Origin of the sequence: Arthrobacter sp. TS-15 (genome assembly GCF_006964045.1) — a bacterium.
Taxonomy (GTDB): domain Bacteria; phylum Actinomycetota; class Actinomycetes; order Actinomycetales; family Micrococcaceae; genus Arthrobacter.
The window spans coordinates 40,529-56,789 of sequence record NZ_SDXQ01000021.1 but is presented as its reverse complement, the minus strand read 5'-3'; the positions used below and the strand labels follow the sequence as shown (position 1 = coordinate 56,789).

Sequence of the window (16,261 nt, the reverse complement as noted above, 5' to 3'; positions counted from 1 at the left end):
CCACTGGACTAGTTCCCCATCCCACAACCAGTAGGCTCGCCCCATGCGCACACTTGGCAAACACTCCCATGGACGTCACCAATGATTTCAGAGGCCCGAATCAGTCGCGGCTCTCAGAAGGTCATCGCTAGCGTGGTGGGCCTGCTCTGTTTCTTCATCATTGCAACGGCCATTCCCAGCGGAGTTCTGATGATGAGCGCAGCGCTGGTTGCGGCGATTGCGCTCCTGACAGTTTCGGTACTCCGAATAAGCGTGACCATCGAAGCGACAGGCCAGAACCTGACGGTCAAATGTCGGCCGTTCTACTCCAAGACAATTCCGCTGCAGGACATCGGTGATGCCTCCCCTGCGCCATCCAGTTCCATGATCGAAGGCTTCGGCGTCCGGTACTTGGGCCAGCGAACGTGGGGGCTGCTGGTCGGCGGTCCGGCCATCGTCCTGGAGACCCCCAGCCGCACGTGGCTCATCTCCACGCAGGACCCCGAGTCCACAGCAGCGTCCATCCTGACCCATGCTGGCAAACTGAGGGACAGATGACGGCCTATTGAGCCCTCAGTAGAGCGTTTGCTGTTACCCAGGTGGGTGCGCAGGTACGTTATTCTCTCGGCCGCATCAGCGGCGGGTTCAGTACCGCGCGGGTGGGCTGGCCCGGCGTCGGACGCGCCTCGGGGGCGAGCCTGAACAGGGCAGCCGGCCGACCGGCGTCGCCCGTTGTCATTCGTCCTGTGTCCTCCAGGAAGCCCGGCGTTCCGGTGGCTTTTCTGTGGAAGTTCCGCGGGTCAAGGCGCGTCCCCCACACTGCCTCGTACACTGCGCGGAGCTGGGCGATGGTGAATTCTTCGCCGCAGAATGCGGCGCCCAAGGGTGAGTATTCGAGTTTGGACTTTGCCCGCTCCAAGGCGTCGTCAAGGATGCGTGCGTGATCGAAGGCCAGCTCAAGCTTCCCGTCAAGGATGTCCCGCACCGGATACCAAGCGGCATGTTCAGCGTCGCTGCCCGCCGACAACACCGGAAAGTCCGGTGCCAGGAGCAGGTGCGCCACAGTGAGGACGTCACCGCGGGGGTCGCGCCCCTTCGGGCCATAACTACCCAATTGCTCCAGGTGCCCGGGAAGATGCTCGACGCCGGTCTCCTCCGCAAGTTCCCGGCCCGCAGCTTCAAGCAAATCCTCGCCCGCAAGGACGAAGCCACCCGGCAGTGCCAGCTTGCCGCGGAAGGGCTCGATGAGCCGGGTGATGAGCATGACGTTCAACTGGCCGTCGCGCACAGTGAGGGCGACGACGTCCACCGTCACCGGGAAGCGCTCGGGTGCTGGATGGGATGCAGACATGCGTCAATTGTAGATAGTTATCGTCATGTTGACAATAAAGTTCGGCGACCCCTACTGTGTAGTTATCGTCAACTTGACGAGAAGCAAACGAAAGAGGCGAACATCATGGCAAACATCAAGCGCTACCCCTGGATCAGCCACTTCCTTGGCAGCCCCACCGGTTACGTCGTCCACCTCCAGAAAGGGTCCGTCAGGCACCAAGGAGTTGGTCAGGCATTCTTCTTCCGCCCCGCGAACTCCGTGTTGAGCGAGGTACCCGTGGACGATCAGGAACTGCCCACCCTCTTCCACGCCATCACCCGCGACCACCAGGACGTCAGCGTTCAGGCCAACGTCACGTACCGCTTCATTGATCCCGTGGCCGTCTCCACCCGCCTCGACTTTGGCTTGCAAACTGCGGGCAAAGCACCTGCAACCGGACGCGAGCAGGTCTCCACGATCATCGGCCAGTTGTGCCAGAGCCACGCGATCGACCAGATCGCCACCACCACACTGGCCGAGGCACTGGAACGCGGAGTCAGCCAGCTCCGGCTGGTCCTCACCGAGGCACTGCGGGCCGACGCGAGGCTCCAGTCCACCGGCATCGAAATCCTCGGCGTGCAGGTACTGGCCATCCGACCCGAGGCCGACGTCGAACGTGCGCTGCAGACACCCGTGCGTGAACAGCTCCAAGCCGAAGCGGACCGGGCCGTGTACGAGAGGCGGGCGGTCGCCGTCGAGCGTGAACGCACCATCTCCGAGAACGAGATGGCCAGCCAGATCGAGCTGGCCGTACGGCGCGAAAACCTGGTGGCCCAAGAGGGCGCGAACGCCCGCCGCGCTGCTGAAGAGAAGGCCGCCGCGGGACTCATCGAGGCCCAAGGTTCAGCGGAACGAAAGGGTATTGGCGCAGCAGCAGAGGCGAAGCAGATCCGGCTCGTAGGCGAAGCAGCTGCAGCCCGCGAAGCCGCCACCATGGAGGTCTACCGCGGCATGGAAAAGGCCACCCTGCTCGCTTTGGCACTCAAGGACGCAGCCGGCAGCCTGCCGAACATCGGGAACCTCACCATCACCCCGGACCTGCTGAGCGGAGCACTCGCCGGGCTGTTGAAGGAACCCAACGCTACAGCCGAAGCCAAGTAAGGTCACCCCATGGCAACCCCGCGCATCGTCATCGTCCACCGGCGGACCGAACTCCAGGAACTCCTGGACCGGCACGCCACCCGCGGCCAGGCCGAATTTTTCCTCCGCACCCGCGGCCGCAGCATCCAGGACGTTCAAGACCGGCATGACCGCCTGACTGACGCGCTGGCAACCATCAGGGCTTCCGTACCATCTGATTGGCGGCAAGCCGAGGTGGAACGCGCAGACCTCAGCCGGTTCCTGCTCACCGCCGAGGACATTATCGCCGTGGTAGGTCAGGACGGACTCGTGGCGAACGTTGCCAAGTACCTGAATGGCCAGCCGGTGATCGGCATCGATCCTGAGCCAGGCGCAAACCCGGGCGTACTGGTCCGGCACACCCCCGCAGCGGCCGCAGCACTTATGGCTAGTGGCGATGCTGCCCGCCTTCGCTGCCAAAATCTCACCACCGTGACGGCAACCCTCGACGACGGTCAGCAGCTTTCGGCGCTCAACGAAGTTTTCGTCGGGCACGCCTCACACCAATCCGCCAAGTACTCCATCACGGTCCCGAGCTTCACGGTTCCGGGCGGGCAGAATGAGCGGCAGTCGTCGTCGGGCCTTATCGTTTCCACGGGCACCGGCGCCACGGGCTGGTGCGCCTCGATCGCCTTGGAACGCGGCGGACGGGCCCTCCCGGCACCCACCGATCCGCGGCTCGCGTGGTTCGTCCGCGAAGCATGGCCCTCCCCCGTCACTGGAGCTTCACTGACCGAGGGTGTCCTGGAAAGCGGCGAGGTTCTGCGGATTACCGTCGCTTCCGATCAGCTGGTGGTCTTCGGCGACGGCATGGAAGATGACCGGCTCACGGCATCGTGGGGACAGGAGATCACGGTGCAGTTGGGGCAGAAGCCGCTACGGCTGGTGGCATGACGTCCACTGACCCAGCCGATTGATAGGCATAAACTATCGGAGCCCCCACCCAGGATCCGAAAGAAACCCATGGACACGCGAAAGCTCAAGTACTTCCTCGCCGTCGTCGATCATGACGGGTTCAACCGGGCAGCCGAGCATCTCCTCATTGCGCAACCGTCGCTGTCCCAGACCATAGCCGGCCTGGAGAAGGAACTCGGCGTTCCGCTCTTCCACCGCATCGGCAGGCGGGCCGTGCTGAGCGAGGCGGGCAAGGAGTTGGTGGGACCAGCCAGGCTGGTTATGCGGGACCTGGATGCAGCACAGGCAGCCGTCCAGTCCCTGCGGGGGATCCGCAGCGGGAAGCTGGACATCATCACCATGCCCTCCCCGGGAATCGAGCCCCTGACCTCCATGATCTCGGCGTTCACGCAACGCCATCCGTCCGTTCGGCTCAATGTTGGTGCGGCTTTCACTCCGGAGGAAGTGATCGAGTCGGTGCGCAGCGGCAGCCACGAGGTAGGGCTGGCCGGTTCTTCGACGCCGGTGAAGGTACCCGGCGTCGAGGTCCTTGAACTGGAGCGGCAACCGCTCATCCTAATCGTCAATCCACGGGCGGACACGTTCCCCTCCACCCACACAGCGATCCAGCGCGAGGAACTCGGCGGCCACCGGCTGATCGCCAGCCAGCGGGGATCACTCATGCGCTGGCTCGTGGATGATGCGTTGGCCCATGGCGTGGAGGTGGAGATCGTGGTGGAAGTTGCCCACCGGACCTCCATATTGCCGCTGGTCCTGGCCGGTGTGGGGCATGCCGTGATGCCGTCGTCGTGGGCGCCCACTGCTCATAAGGCCGGGCTCCGGACCTTGCTGGTGGAACCGGTGAACTACCTGGATGTCGCGGTGCTCAGCCGGAAGGAGAACCTCACCCCTGCGGCCAAGGCCTTCCTACAGGTTGCTGCCTCCCACACCGCCAGCACTGCTGGGACCAGGGAGTGATAGGTAGTACCTATCAGCCGTATCGAAACCTGGTCTTGGACGCCGACTACCCCTCCGCCGTCTACTTGAAGAGGAAGAACAGTGTGACCCGGCTAACAGGCTCACTGCTAACAAACTCAACGAGGAGGTAGGCATGAGCGCCACCCAGAAATTCAGCATCGCATCTATCCCCGCCGACGGCGTAGGCAAGGAAGTTGTTTCCGCCGGCCGCCGCGTATTGGACGCTCTGGCTGAGAACTCCAACGGCAAGTTCGCGTTCGACTGGACCGAATTTCCGTGGGGATCGGAGTACTACGCAAAGACCGGGCTCATGATGGATCCCAAGGGCCTGGAAGCCCTGAAGGACTTTGACGCCATCTACTTTGGAGCCGTTGGCTGGGAGAACGTACCGGACCACATCAGCCTCTGGGGCCTGCGGCTGAACATCACGCAGAACTTTGACCAGTGGGCCAACATCCGCCCGGTCAAATTCCTCCCCGGCGTCCAGTCCCCACTCCGCAAGGCTGACAACACCGAACTCGACTGGGTGGTTGTCCGCGAGAACAGCGAAGGCGAATATGCCGGCCTTGGTGGTCGCAACCTGAGCGGCCGAGGCCCCGGCAACGAAGTCGCCCTTCAGACTGCGCTCTTTACCGAAAAGGGCTGCGAGCGCATCATGCGTTTCGCGTTCGACCTCGCCCGGACCCGCACCGTGAAGAAGGTTTCCTCGGTCACCAAGTCCAACGCGCAGCAGTACGGCATGGTGCTCTGGGACGAAGTCTTCAACCGCGTGGCCCTGGACTACCCGGATGTCCAGACCGAGAGTGTGCTGGTCGATGCGATGAGCGCCAAATTCATCCTCAAGCCCGAGGACCTGTCGGTGGTGGTGGCGTCCAACCTCAATGCCGATATCCTCTCGGACCTCGGCTCGGCACTGGCCGGCAGCCTTGGCCTGGCCGCCAGCGCCAACCTGAACCCGGAGCGCCGCTTCCCGTCCATGTTCGAACCGGTCCACGGCTCCGCACCGGACATCGCCGGCCAGGGAATCAGCAACCCGATCGGTGCGATCGCCAGCGCCGCGCTCATGCTGGACCACTTCGGCCTGCATGAGGAAGCCCGCCGTGTGGAGGCCGCCATCGAAGCCGCCACCGGTTCAGGCCACTTGACCCGCGACGTCGGCGGCGACGCCACTACCGAGGATGTCACCGAGGCCATCATCAAGGCACTGGTCACCACTCTCGCAACCGTCTAAAGCGCGGACTCAAACGTTCGACGGCGGCCGGCCCGCCGCCGTCGAACGTTCCCTTCAGTTTCACTCCAGAGACATTCCACAACGAGGTAGGAATCATGGACCACAGCAGCACCCACGGCGCAGCCGCTTCCGGCACATCAGCCACTTCAGGCACCAAGGCGCCACCAAAGACCCGCTGGTACAGGCAGTTGTATTTCTGGGTATTGACCGCAATCGTTGTCGGCATCCTGGTCGGATGGCTTGCCCCCGCGGCCGGCATCGCCATGGAACCGATCGGCACCACGTTCGTGGATGCGATGAAGATGCTCATCGGACCCATTGTCTTCCTGACCATCGTGGGTGGCATCGCCAGCGTGGCCGACCTGAAGAAGGTGGGAATGACGGGCTTGAAAGCCCTGACCTACTTCCAGATCGGGACCATCTGCGCCATGCTTTTCGGCCTCGTGGCCATCAACATCTTCCGGCTCGGTGACGGCGTCAACGCAGATGCGAGCACTATCGAAACCTCCGACTCCGCAGCCAAGCTGATCGACGCCGGCCAGCACCAGGAATGGTGGCAGTTCCTCACGCACATCATCCCCGAAAGCATGGTCTCGCCCTTCGTTGAAGGCAACATCCTGCAGATCATCTTCATCGCAGTGATCTTCGGCATCGCCCTGAACGCCATGGGCAAGGTCGGTGCCCCCGTGCTGGACGGCGTCCAACGCCTCACCAGCGTGATGTTCAAAATTCTGGGCTTCATCATGAAGGCCGCCCCGCTGGGTGCCTTCGGGGCCATGGCCTACGCCGTGGGCAAATACGGGGTCTCCTCACTGACCAGCATGGGCGGACTGATCGCCCTGTTCTACGTCACCTCGATCCTGTTCGTCGTGATCGTCCTCGGCTCCGTCATGGCGTTCCTGAAGCTGAACATCTTCACCATGATCCGCCACCTCAAAGAGGAATACATGCTCATCCTGGGCACCTCCACCGCCGAGCCCGCCCTCCCCGGCCTGATGCGCAAGCTGGAGCACGCCGGCGTGAAGAAGGAGACCGTTGGCCTGGTAGTCCCCACCGGCTACAGCTTCAACCTGGACGGCGCCGCGATTTACCTCTCCCTCGCCGCCCTCTACATCGCCCAGGCCACCAACACGGACCTCACCATCGGCCAGCAACTGGGCCTCCTCGCCGTCATGCTCCTGACCTCCAAGGGCGCGGCAGGCGTTGCGGGCGGCGGGTTCATCGCCCTCACCGCAACACTGACCACCCTTGGCACCATCCCCGCGGCCGGCATCATGCTCATCTTCGGCATCGACAAGTTCATGTCCGAATGCCGCGCCCTGGTGAACTTCACCGGCAACGCCGTCGCCACGCTCTTCATCGCCTGGTGGGACCGCACCCTCGATGCCGACCGCGCCCGGCGGGTCTTCCGCGGCGAACCGGTAGAACCGTTGCCCTCCGAGGACCCCGTCCACGCTGACCAGGTCACCGACATCGACGACGACCTGATCGAGTACGGGCACCACGGGCCAAAGGACCCCTCATCTGGTGCGGGACCTGCCTCGGACCATGGACCATCCAGGCCAGCCGCCTCAGCCGACCGCCGCCCCGCCTACTCGGAGACCGTCTGAGATGACCCGCACCGTTCTCATTGCTCCCGACAAATTCAAAGGCAGCCTCACCGCCGCCGAAGTAGCCGCTGCACTGGCAGCAGGGCTCCGCTCAGCAGGGTCGGATGGTTCCGGAACGGTCCAGTGCGAGCTCCTTCCCCTCGCAGACGGAGGTGATGGCAGCGTTGACGCCGCCGTCACCTCCGGCTTCGACCGCCACTCCGTCACCGTCACCGGCCCCACCGGGCAGTCGGTTCACGCCACCGTAGCGTTCGACGGCGTTACGGCAGTGGTGGAGGTCGCCAACACCTGTGGCCTGGCCGTCTTGCCGGGCTCCGCCCTTGCCCCACTGGATGCTTCAAGCCGTGGGTTCGGCCAAGCCGTCCGGTTCGCGTTGACGCTGGGTCCATCCCGGGTTGTGCTGGCTTTGGGCGGCAGTTCCAGCACCGACGGCGGCATGGGAATGCTCACCGCCCTGGGCCTGCAGTTCCTGGACAACTCCGGTTCTTTGCTGGAGGGCACCGGCCGCTCGCTGCCCCGCCTCCACTCGGCGACCGGCTCCCTCATCCCGGAGCTGGACGGCGTCGAACTCATCCTCGCCACAGACGTCCACAACCCCCTGCACGGGCCCACCGGCGCGGCGGCCGTTTTCGGCCCCCAGAAGGGCGCCACCCCCGCCGACGTCTCAACGCTCGACGCCGGGCTGGTCCACTTCGCTTCAGTCCTCACCGACGCCGGACTCGCTGATCCCGGACTTCCCCACCACCCCGGTGCCGGAAGCGCCGGCGGCATCGGCTTCGCCTGCCTGCTCCTCGGCGCAAAGCAGGTCTCCGGCGCAGACTACTTCCTGGACCTTCTGGACTTCGACACCCGCAAAGACGCCTGCGATCTGGTCATCACCGGTGAAGGAAGCATCGATGAGCAGACGCTGGCCGGAAAGCTGCCCGCCGCCGTCGCCCGCCGTTCCCTTGGGCGGCCCATCGTCGCCGTCGCGGGACGCTCACTGCTGGTACGTGAACAATGGACCGAAATGTCCCTGACGTCCGTCTACGCACTGACCGACTACACGGACAAGGACTCCTCGATGGACCCCGGGTTGTCGGCAGAGTTGCTGCGGTTTATTGGGCGGGAGATCATCGAGGACGTGTTGGGGATGGCACGGGCCTGAAGGGAGCCAATTAATCCACTCGGTGTAGCATGGGTGGCTGGCCCGCCTCCTGTAGGCTCGGGCACTCCATGTCCAGACTCATACGAGGAGCCTCGTGAGCTACCCCGAGAACACTGTCCAGACGCCCGCCCCGGCCATAAAGCCTTCCGGTAAGCCCGGCCGGGACGCCCTCTGGGGATGGTTGATCGGCCTACTCTCCGGCATTCTGGGGCTCGCGCCGTGGTGGATTACAGGTGCCACGCTTCCGCTACAAAATTTGTGGGCTACGCAGGTTATGCCAGCTCAGATGCCTCCTGCCCTTCTACCCCTGAGCCAGTACGAGGCGACCACCATCGTCGCCCTGCTTACGGTCGGCGGAGCGCTTGCCGGATTGGCCGTTCGCGTCTGGTCACCAACCCGCCGCCGACTCGCCATGTGGTGCGCGGCTGCCGGCGTCTTCGCGGTGCACTTCACCGCCACCGTGCAATCGTTCTCCGTGTTGCACGAGGGACTGGCTCCGGGAACATTGTCCAGCCTCTATTTCGGCGGCCTTCTGGCGGGCGTGATCGGCTCAGTGATTGCGTCGTTTGTGGCCATGCTGCTCATCGCGTCCCCATCCCACGTCAAAGCCACCATCGGCTTTGGCCTCATGGCCATTCCGGTCACTTCCTGGGCTGTGGTGTGGATAGCGAGCGTAGTGGGTTTCCTCAACGTTCCCACCGCGGTGCCTACTGTTGCCCGATGGGTTCCGGCCGTGCTGGTGGGTTGTGCGCTGGCGTGGTGTGGTCTCCGTCCACCCCGGCGCGCGGTTGCCTGGGCACTGAACATTCTCTTCCTGTGGCTGCTTCCGGCATTGTTCACCGCCGTCCAATCCGTCCTCGGAACCCGGGTGCTGGCCGGAGACATCCCAGAAATGTTGTCGAGGGGCCGCGAAGTGTTCATACGCGTCCTCGGACCGGACGGAGGGGCGTTGCCCACGATTCTGCTGGCTCTTGCCATCGGATTGGTGGGCGTCGGCGTCCAGGAAATATTGTCCCGCCGGGGTTCCCGGCAGGGAGCCAGCCAGTAGAGCATCCGCCGGCGGACTCTTGGTTACCGCGGCGACGTTGTAGTCGCCTCCTGCTCTGGCTACCGGGGCAATGGAGGCAGCAGCACCCGCGTCTCACCGACGTCAAGCGTGACCTCACGGGATGAGTCCACGTCTGCGGGAGTCTTGATGACGTAGGTATGTGGGGCCATGTCGGCTGTGCAGGCCTGTGCATCATGGGTCGCGACCTCCAACTTCACGTGCTGTGAATTGAGCACCTGAATCGACGAGGGGAAAGCCGGACAGCTGGAACTGCCGCTGAGGGCGACCGCAAACTTTGCACCGGCGTCCAACCATCCGGCCGCTGGACCCAAGGAAAGGTACGGCTCCTTGGCGTGGGTATCCAGATCAGCGGTAATCGCCTCCGACGGAAGTCCGCCCCTGAAATCAGACTCGGAAATGGACGATGGTGAGGCCGCGCATCCTGCGAGTATCGCGGCCAAGCCCACAACAGTGACACCACATGATTTCCCCATAAAGCCGAGGCTACGCCGTCAACGCAATCCTGTGCGCACCGACGTCGATGTTCAGCAAAACAAAGCAGCGTTCGGGCGATACTTGACTCTGACACTGTGGAAGACGAGAGAACTGAGTCATGTTATCCATCGGAGCTTTCGCGCAGATCGGGCAGGTGACCCATCGGATGCTGCGGCATTGGGACACCGCGGGTTTGCTCGTACCAGCCCACGTTGACGAGTTCAGCGGCTACCGGTCCTATGATCCGTCTCAACTTGAGCGGCTTCACCGCATTGTTGCCCTGCGCCAGCTTGGCTTCGGCCTCAACGACATCTCGTCGATTCTTGACCAAGGCGTCGAGGCTGATCGGATCGCGGCTCTCTTGCGGATTCGCCGCGCAGAAGTTGAGCAGGAACACCGGATCGCTGCTGCAAGGCTCCTGGACGTGCAACGCCGGCTCCATCTCATCGAGAAAGAGAATCACATGTCACAGATTGAAATTATCGAAAAATCCCTGCCGGCCGTACGCTTGGCAGCCCGCCGCGCGGTCGTAGCCGAACAACCCGAGGTTGCAGGCACCGTGGGGCCCGCCTTTGACGCTGTCTCGCAGATCATCGGGGGCGAAAGTGGAACGTTGGAGACACCGGTTGCGCTCTACGAGACAGTTGAAGACGGCCTGCAAATCATCGCAGGCTATGCCTATTCGGGACCAGCCCGCGAAGGCTTCGAGATCGTTGAACTGCCCCAGGTCGAGAATGCCGTCTGTGGCGTTCACTTAGGCTCCATGGAACACATTGCGGAGAGCTGGCAGGCGCTTCATTCGGAGATCTTCGCCCGGGGGCTCGTACACTCCGGTCCGTGCCGGGAACTGTACGTCCGGGCGGTGTCAGACGATCAATCCGACTGGGTGACCGAGCTGCAGCAGCCTGTTCGCCGCGCCTGAGGCATCGCGAGGGTTTCCCACAGTTAGTGGTGGACGCGGTCCGAATGCGGAGTCCTGTTATGGACGCCGCATTCGGCAGCTCACTGGCCACCCGCAACAGGTGGCAACAATTCCGTCCGTGGTGTGGTGGCTCGAAGCACGCGTTGGACGTGCAGGCCCGCCCAATCGGGCTCAAAGGCATGGGTGCGAAGGAGCCATCGGTGGAAAACCGGACCCAAGAGCAGTTCTGCAGCTGAGTCCGGATCATCGACACCCCCTTGACGAAGCCGGTCAGCAATTGCCCTGAGTTCAGGCAGCAGCAGCCGTTCCCGATATTGGGAGGCCAGCACCTCATCAGACTGGATGGCTGCGGTGACGGCTCGCAGAAGGGGCTCCTGCGTAGAGTTGGTCAACTCTACGATCGTCGCAACGACGAGTGCTTCCAGGTCAACCGCCAGATCGCCCGAGTTGGGGACGTGGACCATGCCGTCCTCGCCGAAGCTCCGCGCCAGGAGTGCATCGAACAGAATCGCCCCGGTCGAGGGCCAGGTGCGGTACAGCGTTTGCTTGCTCACTCCGGCCCGCGCCGCCACACCTTCCATCGAAATGCTTCCGAGGCCGCCTTCCCGGACCAGGGTCAGTGCCGCCTCAAAGACCAATATTCGAGTTCGCAGACGCGCCATATTCCTAGGGTACCCGCTAAAACGAGACGGTCCGTCCAGTTATTGATATGGTGGAATCATGGCTTCACCCCAAACATGGATGATCTCTGGCGCGAACCGAGGGCTGGGACGCGCTCTGACTCTCGCTGCACTCGAAGCAGGTCATGCAGTAGTTGCTACGACACGAGGTGCTCACTCGCTGCCGGACCACCAACGCCTCCTGGTGCAGGAACTCGATGTTCGCGACCGGCGGGGCGCCTTCGCCGCCGTCGATCAGGCCGTCGCGGAATTTGGGCGGCTGGATGTGCTCGTAAACAACGCGGGATACGGCCTCATCGGTGCGGTAGAAGAAGCAACCGAGGACGAAGCACGCGCCATCCTCGACACGGACCTCCTAGGTCCACTCTGGCTTAGCCAAGCCGCGATTCCGGTCATGCGCCACCAGGGACGTGGGCACATCGTCCAGATCTCAACTGTCGGAGCCGTGGGGACCATGCCTATGCTGGGGCTCTATAACTCGGCCAAGTGGGGCCTGGAGGGATTCACCGAGGCGATGGCTGCCGAGGTGGGCCGGTTCGGCATCCGGGTCACCTTGGCCGAGCCCGGTGCGATCGATACAGACTGGGCCGGCGGCAGCATGCATTTCTGCGCTCCGCTTGCCGCCTATGACGGACTGCGAACCGAACTGTTCGGCACCGCAAGCGTACCTTGGCCGCCGTCGGAAGCCGCCGGGGGAACTTCACCAGAGGATGTGGCAGCCGTGATCCTCGCGCACGTAGGGGACGTAGATGATCCGCGACTTCGACTTCTTATTGGTGACGACGCACCGGGTCAGGTGAAGGCGGCGCTGAAACTGCGTTTCGAAGATTACGAGCGGGACGCCCGCTTCAGCGATCACCAAGCCGGAAGCGGCCTTCGGGCGCCCGTTCCTGGCGACAGCGGACGCTGCTTAGCTCTGCGACTCTCCCCGAAACCCGACGCGAAGGCTGCTCCACCGCTTCCCCGTACGAATCGAGCTGCCAATCTATCGCCAGGCGATCGCCGAACAACCGCCAAACCCAATCCCGGTCGGCTGGGTAGACCGTCCACTCCACGGAGTCGCCCACTTCGATGAGCAGATGATCTTCCGCAATTTGCCAGTCCGTGAGCCACACAAGCATGCCACCATCGTCGCAGACACCGGCAGCGTCCAGGGTGCACGATGTGGCGTCGTGTGGGGCCAGGAACGGGGGCGGGACCCCCCGCGCCGCCCGGCGCCTTACCCTCAATCCGCCCTTGAATTCAACCGTTGTCCCCAGGCAAACCCCGCGATAGGGTGACCGGACCGTCCACCACATCACCGTCTGGAACAACTCTGGGAGACACCATGACTCATGTGAGACGTCAATTGGCTGCGGTCACGGCAGCATTGGCACTGACCGCGACGAGCGGCGCGATGGCCAGTCCGGCCTTCGCCGACCCCCGCCAAACCGACAAGACAGCCACGGCCACAGGTTACGGCGGTGCCGTCAGCACGGTAGATCCAGAGGCTTCCGCAGCCGCAATCGAAGTACTACGAAAGGGCGGCAATGCTGCCGACGCCGCCGTGGCCGCAGCAGCAACCCTGGGTGTTACCGAGCCCTACAGCGCCGGCATTGGAGGCGGTGGCTACTTCGTCTTCTATGACGCGAAGACCAAGCAGGTGGGAACTATTGACGGGCGCGAGACAGCTCCGGCGGGTATCAAGCCGGACGCCTTCATCAACCCCGCGGACCCCGACGGCAAGCCCTACAAATTCACACCGGACCTGGTCACCAGCGGAGTCTCCGTGGGCGTCCCCGGCACGCCCGCCACGTGGGAGCGCGCGCTGGAACGCTGGGGAAGCATGGACTTGGGAGACGCGCTGAAACCAGCCATCAAGGTGGCAAACCGCGGTTTTGTTGTGGACCAGACCTTCCGCCAGCAAACGTTGGACAACAAACTCCGGTTCGACGCGTTCACCTCCACACGGGACCTGTTCCTGCCCGGTGGTGACGCTCCCGCCGTCGGAAGTGTCTTCAAGAACCACGATCTTGCGGCGACGTACAGGCAACTGGCCAAAGAGGGCACTGACGCCTTCTACGGCGGCCCTCTCGCCGAGGAAATCGTCAAAACCGTGCAAGCTCCACCCAAGACGGCAACAACAGAGCTTCCTGTCCCCGTTGGTTCCATGACCACCCAGGACCTGGCCAACTACAAGGTGGTGGACCAAGATCCCACAAAGGTTGAGTACCGCGGCTACGACGTCTACGGCATGGCTCCTTCCAGCAGCGGCGGCACCACGGTGGGTGAGTCCCTGAACATCCTGGAAAACTACGACCTCAAGGGCATGACGCCAGTGGATGCCCTGCACCACTACTTCGAGGCCAGCTCGTTGGCCTTCGCGGACCGCGGCGCTTACGTTGGCGATCCTGCTTTCGTGAAGGTCCCCACCAGCACGCTGCTGGACGACGTCTTCGCCAAGGAACGCTCCTGCGAAATAGATCCGGCGGCGGCAGCTCCCAAGCCAGTAGCCCCCGGCAACGTAGAAACGTACGACGGCGCGTGCCCGGCTGCTGCTGCACCGCTCGCCAATGAGACGGATACAGAGAACATTTCCACCACCAACCTGACGGTCGCCGACAAGTGGGGCAACGTGGTGGAATACACGCTGACGATCGAGCAGACGGGCGGTTCGGGAATCGTTGTTCCGGGCCGGGGCTTCCTGCTGAACAACGAGCTGACTGATTTCAGCACCGTCTATGACCCCAAGGACCCCAACCGGATCGAACCGAACAAGCGGCCGCGGTCCTCGATGTCGCCCACCATCATCTTGAAGGACCAGAAGCCGTTCCTGGCACTGGGCTCCCCCGGCGGATCGACCATTATCACCACTGTGCTGCAGACCATCCTGAACCGCGTGGACTTGGGCATGACGGTTTCGGAGGCCTTGGCTGCCCCGCGGGCTGCACCCCGGAATGGTGCAACCATCAGTTCGGAGCCAGCCTTCATTGACGCGTACGGCCCTGCGCTGGAGTCGTTGGGGCACGATCTGGTTCCGGCCGGGGACGCTTTCACGTCCGCGGCTGAAATCGGGGCGGCAACCGCCGTCGAGTTCAATCCGGACGGATCTTTGACCGCGGCAGCCGAGCCCCAACGCCGTGGCGGAGGTTCGGCGATGGTGGTGAAACCGGCAAAGCCTGGAAAGTAAACCTTGGCGCAGTAGATCCATTCACGGTTGGCGGTTTTTCCTGACCTCCCGGTTGAACCTCCACAGTGTCACCAAGGACGCGGCCGCTATGAAGATCCCGGAAAGGATGGACCACCACGTTTGCTCTGAATCGGAGACGAAAACGGTCACGGCATAGGCGCCCAGGACCAATGCCAGAAAGAGCCATACCAGCGGACTGCGGTTCATTGCGAATTCCTTTGTTGAAGTAGATGAAATGTCATGCCAGATCCCGCTTCAGAAACATCCCGAACGCAACCGCTGTAACCACTACAAGCCAAATCATGGCCCCTGCAAAAGAACCTGTGGCTGGTATGTGGATTGCTATGTGGTCAGCCCAGTCAGCGGCCAAGACTGGGAAGAGGAATTGTTCGGTGTTCCTTGAGGTGGCTGATAGGAGGTCAGGAAGTACCAGGCTCAACGGCACCGCGAAGAGGCTCACCATGTGGCTCCGGATGAGGGATCCCAGCGCAAAGCCCCACATCGATCCCATAGCGGCCGTGCCAGTGAAAGCCAGAACTGCATAGGGTGTAATTCCCCAAGCGCTGTCCATAAGTTCTCCGGAAACTCCGAACAGCACTCCAACGGTTGTTCCCGCAAGGAGCGCCGCCAGGACGGTGCTGACTAACCTGGCAGTGAACGCCGGTGCGCGCTGAAACAGCAAGACCCTGCGCGTGAAACAGCCCGCCCTATAGTCCGAGGTAAAGGAGAACGACCCCATCACCGCAGCCACTATGAGCATGAGCGACATGCTGGCTTGACGGAGAACAAGGTCGAACCCCGGTGATGTTTGAGATTCCAGTCGCCCCATGCCAATGAGTACGCCCACGAGCCCTACCACCAAGAGGGCGCATAGGGCTGATCCCAGCCACAACCAGGGCCTTCTGACGTCAGAGTGAAAGGCTGACACCATCTAGAACTCCTTCCCTAGGAGAAGACGCACGGCACATAGACCTGCCGCCATGAGCCAGCCAAGGGATACAAGGAGAGCAGGAAATGGTGCCAGAAGTCCGTCGAAGGGCAGGGACGCAATTCCCGCCAAAGCTCCGGAGGGAAGCCAGCGCGCTACTTCCGGTGCACTTGCCATGAGTGGCACCTCGACGGCCAGCGGAATCAGCAGGGTGAGTATGGTGGTCGCGTAGTAGTGCCGGATGATCCAACCCAGCGAACATCCCCACAATGAACCCATGGTCGAGGCCAGCACCACACCCGGCATCTGGTTCCAGGACTCTGCCGCCAGCAGTTTGCCCAGAACACCTGGGGGCAGTGAAAACGCCGCACTTACGCCCCAAAGCACTGTTCCTGTGGTGACCGTAGCGAGGCCAACAATCGCTGCGGCCAAGTATTTGGATATCAGCACCTGCTTCAGCCCTGACAACACCACACTGCGCCGGAGTGTTCCGTAATAGGATTCCCGGGTGACCACATAGCTTCCTGCGAACGTAGCCACGGGTGCAATGCTTGCTGAAAGAGTCCAAAATGTCCGGACGTTGTCCGCGGCGGATAGCCCTTCTGAGTTATCTGGCCAGCCCAGGAAGTTTGCAACGAACCAAGGGACCAATGCGGTAAAAGCCAGAATGCCGAGCACTGAATAACCGC

17 protein-coding genes and 2 pseudogenes are annotated in these 16,261 nt (G+C 62.9%); 12 read left to right on the top strand and 7 right to left on the bottom strand.

Annotated elements, in window-relative coordinates; translation table 11 throughout:
• Window positions 1-81: 81 nt before the first annotated feature.
• Window positions 82-537 (top strand): hypothetical protein, encoded by a 456-nt coding sequence (locus tag EU811_RS07920; protein ID WP_142937942.1) that lies wholly within the window; start codon window positions 82-84, stop codon window positions 535-537.
• A gap of 58 nt (window positions 538-595) precedes the next feature.
• Here the strand turns inward: EU811_RS07920 and EU811_RS07915 are convergent, their stop codons facing one another.
• Window positions 596-1,330, bottom strand: coding sequence for an NUDIX hydrolase (locus EU811_RS07915; protein ID WP_142937941.1), 735 nt, complete (start codon window positions 1,328-1,330; stop codon window positions 596-598).
• Window positions 1,331-1,435: 105 nt separating this feature from the next.
• Here EU811_RS07915 and EU811_RS07910 point away from each other — a divergent pair, with 105 nt between their 5' ends.
• The 7 genes from EU811_RS07910 to EU811_RS07880 all read left to right on the top strand — a co-directional run bounded on the left by EU811_RS07910 (window position 1,436) and on the right by EU811_RS07880 (window position 9,378).
• Window positions 1,436-2,452: an SPFH domain-containing protein gene (locus EU811_RS07910; RefSeq protein ID WP_142937940.1), complete on the top strand. Its 1,017-nt coding sequence runs from the start codon at window positions 1,436-1,438 to the stop codon at window positions 2,450-2,452.
• Window positions 2,453-2,461: 9 nt separating this feature from the next.
• A complete protein-coding gene (locus EU811_RS07905) occupies window positions 2,462-3,364 on the top strand; it encodes an NAD(+)/NADH kinase (RefSeq protein ID WP_142937939.1) in 903 nt (300 codons plus the stop codon).
• Window positions 3,365-3,433: 69 nt separating this feature from the next.
• Window positions 3,434-4,342: a LysR family transcriptional regulator gene (locus EU811_RS07900; RefSeq protein ID WP_142937938.1), complete on the top strand. Its 909-nt coding sequence runs from the start codon at window positions 3,434-3,436 to the stop codon at window positions 4,340-4,342.
• Window positions 4,343-4,475: 133 nt separating this feature from the next.
• Entirely contained in the window at window positions 4,476-5,573 is a 1,098-nt protein-coding gene (locus tag EU811_RS07895; protein WP_142937937.1) for a tartrate dehydrogenase, read from the top strand.
• A gap of 95 nt (window positions 5,574-5,668) precedes the next feature.
• Window positions 5,669-7,183 (top strand): C4-dicarboxylate transporter DctA, encoded by a 1,515-nt coding sequence (gene dctA, locus EU811_RS07890; protein WP_142937936.1) that lies wholly within the window; start codon window positions 5,669-5,671, stop codon window positions 7,181-7,183.
• A 1-nt stretch (window position 7,184) separates the two neighbouring features.
• Window positions 7,185-8,330, top strand: coding sequence for a glycerate kinase (locus EU811_RS07885; RefSeq protein ID WP_142937935.1), 1,146 nt, complete (start codon window positions 7,185-7,187; stop codon window positions 8,328-8,330).
• A 94-nt stretch (window positions 8,331-8,424) separates the two neighbouring features.
• The gene (locus tag EU811_RS07880) at window positions 8,425-9,378 is read left to right on the top strand and encodes a hypothetical protein (protein WP_238703340.1); all 954 of its coding nucleotides are present in this window, start codon (window positions 8,425-8,427) and stop codon (window positions 9,376-9,378) included.
• Window positions 9,379-9,437: 59 nt separating this feature from the next.
• Here the strand turns inward: EU811_RS07880 and EU811_RS07875 are convergent, their stop codons facing one another.
• Entirely contained in the window at window positions 9,438-9,872 is a 435-nt protein-coding gene (locus tag EU811_RS07875) for a hypothetical protein (RefSeq protein ID WP_142937934.1), read from the bottom strand.
• A 119-nt stretch (window positions 9,873-9,991) separates the two neighbouring features.
• Between EU811_RS07875 and EU811_RS24125 the strand changes: the two are divergent.
• Window positions 9,992-10,144 (top strand): annotated as a pseudogene (locus tag EU811_RS24125) (MerR family transcriptional regulator); the annotation flags it as partial.
• A gap of 192 nt (window positions 10,145-10,336) precedes the next feature.
• Window positions 10,337-10,795, top strand: coding sequence for a GyrI-like domain-containing protein (locus tag EU811_RS24120; RefSeq protein WP_238703347.1), 459 nt, complete (start codon window positions 10,337-10,339; stop codon window positions 10,793-10,795).
• Window positions 10,796-10,875: 80 nt separating this feature from the next.
• On the opposite strand, the gene EU811_RS07865 is transcribed toward EU811_RS24120, so the two are convergent.
• Window positions 10,876-11,457 carry a TetR/AcrR family transcriptional regulator gene (locus tag EU811_RS07865; protein ID WP_142937932.1) on the bottom strand — a complete coding sequence of 194 codons (582 nt, stop codon included), beginning with the start codon at window positions 11,455-11,457 and terminating at the stop codon, window positions 10,876-10,878.
• Window positions 11,458-11,515: 58 nt separating this feature from the next.
• On the opposite strand from EU811_RS07865, the pseudogene EU811_RS24715 reads away from it, so the two are divergent.
• Window positions 11,516-12,061, top strand: a pseudogene (locus tag EU811_RS24715) (SDR family NAD(P)-dependent oxidoreductase); the annotation flags it as partial.
• 262 nt (window positions 12,062-12,323) lie between these two features.
• Here the strand turns inward: EU811_RS24715 and EU811_RS24710 are convergent.
• Window positions 12,324-12,596 (bottom strand): DUF6578 domain-containing protein, encoded by a 273-nt coding sequence (locus EU811_RS24710; protein WP_446698045.1) that lies wholly within the window; start codon window positions 12,594-12,596, stop codon window positions 12,324-12,326.
• A 206-nt stretch (window positions 12,597-12,802) separates the two neighbouring features.
• Here EU811_RS24710 and ggt point away from each other — a divergent pair, with 206 nt between their 5' ends.
• Window positions 12,803-14,644, top strand: coding sequence for a gamma-glutamyltransferase (gene ggt, locus EU811_RS07855; RefSeq protein WP_142937931.1), 1,842 nt, complete (start codon window positions 12,803-12,805; stop codon window positions 14,642-14,644).
• Between the two features lie 21 nt (window positions 14,645-14,665).
• Here ggt and EU811_RS07850 read toward each other — a convergent pair whose 3' ends face one another.
• Genes EU811_RS07850 through EU811_RS07840 form a run of 3 tightly spaced genes read right to left on the bottom strand, consistent with a single transcriptional unit; the run spans window position 14,666 to window position 16,112 of the window.
• Window positions 14,666-14,851, bottom strand: coding sequence for a SoxR reducing system RseC family protein (locus tag EU811_RS07850; protein ID WP_142937930.1), 186 nt, complete (start codon window positions 14,849-14,851; stop codon window positions 14,666-14,668).
• A 31-nt stretch (window positions 14,852-14,882) separates the two neighbouring features.
• Complete coding sequence (locus tag EU811_RS07845) at window positions 14,883-15,575, bottom strand: hypothetical protein (protein ID WP_142937929.1); 693 nt, start codon at window positions 15,573-15,575, stop codon at window positions 14,883-14,885.
• Window positions 15,576-16,112 carry a hypothetical protein gene (locus EU811_RS07840; protein WP_238703338.1) on the bottom strand — a complete coding sequence of 179 codons (537 nt, stop codon included), beginning with the start codon at window positions 16,110-16,112 and terminating at the stop codon, window positions 15,576-15,578.
• Between the last annotated feature and the right edge of the window lie 149 nt (window positions 16,113-16,261).

Bases quoted from the DNA above. Each gene is read 5' to 3' on its own strand.
- EU811_RS07920 (WP_142937942.1), top strand. From the start codon at position 82: ATGATTTCAGAGGCCCGAATCAGTCGCGGCTCTCAGAAGGTCATCGCT.
- EU811_RS07915 (WP_142937941.1), bottom strand. From the start codon at position 1,330: ATGTCTGCATCCCATCCAGCACCCGAGCGCTTCCCGGTGACGGTGGAC.
- EU811_RS07910 (WP_142937940.1), top strand. From the start codon at position 1,436: ATGGCAAACATCAAGCGCTACCCCTGGATCAGCCACTTCCTTGGCAGC.
- EU811_RS07905 (WP_142937939.1), top strand. From the start codon at position 2,462: ATGGCAACCCCGCGCATCGTCATCGTCCACCGGCGGACCGAACTCCAG.
- EU811_RS07900 (WP_142937938.1), top strand. From the start codon at position 3,434: ATGGACACGCGAAAGCTCAAGTACTTCCTCGCCGTCGTCGATCATGAC.
- EU811_RS07895 (WP_142937937.1), top strand. From the start codon at position 4,476: ATGAGCGCCACCCAGAAATTCAGCATCGCATCTATCCCCGCCGACGGC.
- dctA (WP_142937936.1), top strand. From the start codon at position 5,669: ATGGACCACAGCAGCACCCACGGCGCAGCCGCTTCCGGCACATCAGCC.
- EU811_RS07885 (WP_142937935.1), top strand. From the start codon at position 7,185: ATGACCCGCACCGTTCTCATTGCTCCCGACAAATTCAAAGGCAGCCTC.
- EU811_RS07875 (WP_142937934.1), bottom strand. From the start codon at position 9,872: ATGGGGAAATCATGTGGTGTCACTGTTGTGGGCTTGGCCGCGATACTC.
- EU811_RS24120 (WP_238703347.1), top strand. From the start codon at position 10,337: ATGTCACAGATTGAAATTATCGAAAAATCCCTGCCGGCCGTACGCTTG.
- EU811_RS07865 (WP_142937932.1), bottom strand. From the start codon at position 11,457: ATGGCGCGTCTGCGAACTCGAATATTGGTCTTTGAGGCGGCACTGACC.
- EU811_RS24710 (WP_446698045.1), bottom strand. From the start codon at position 12,596: ATGCTTGTGTGGCTCACGGACTGGCAAATTGCGGAAGATCATCTGCTC.
- ggt (WP_142937931.1), top strand. From the start codon at position 12,803: ATGACTCATGTGAGACGTCAATTGGCTGCGGTCACGGCAGCATTGGCA.
- EU811_RS07850 (WP_142937930.1), bottom strand. From the start codon at position 14,851: ATGAACCGCAGTCCGCTGGTATGGCTCTTTCTGGCATTGGTCCTGGGC.
- EU811_RS07845 (WP_142937929.1), bottom strand. From the start codon at position 15,575: ATGGTGTCAGCCTTTCACTCTGACGTCAGAAGGCCCTGGTTGTGGCTG.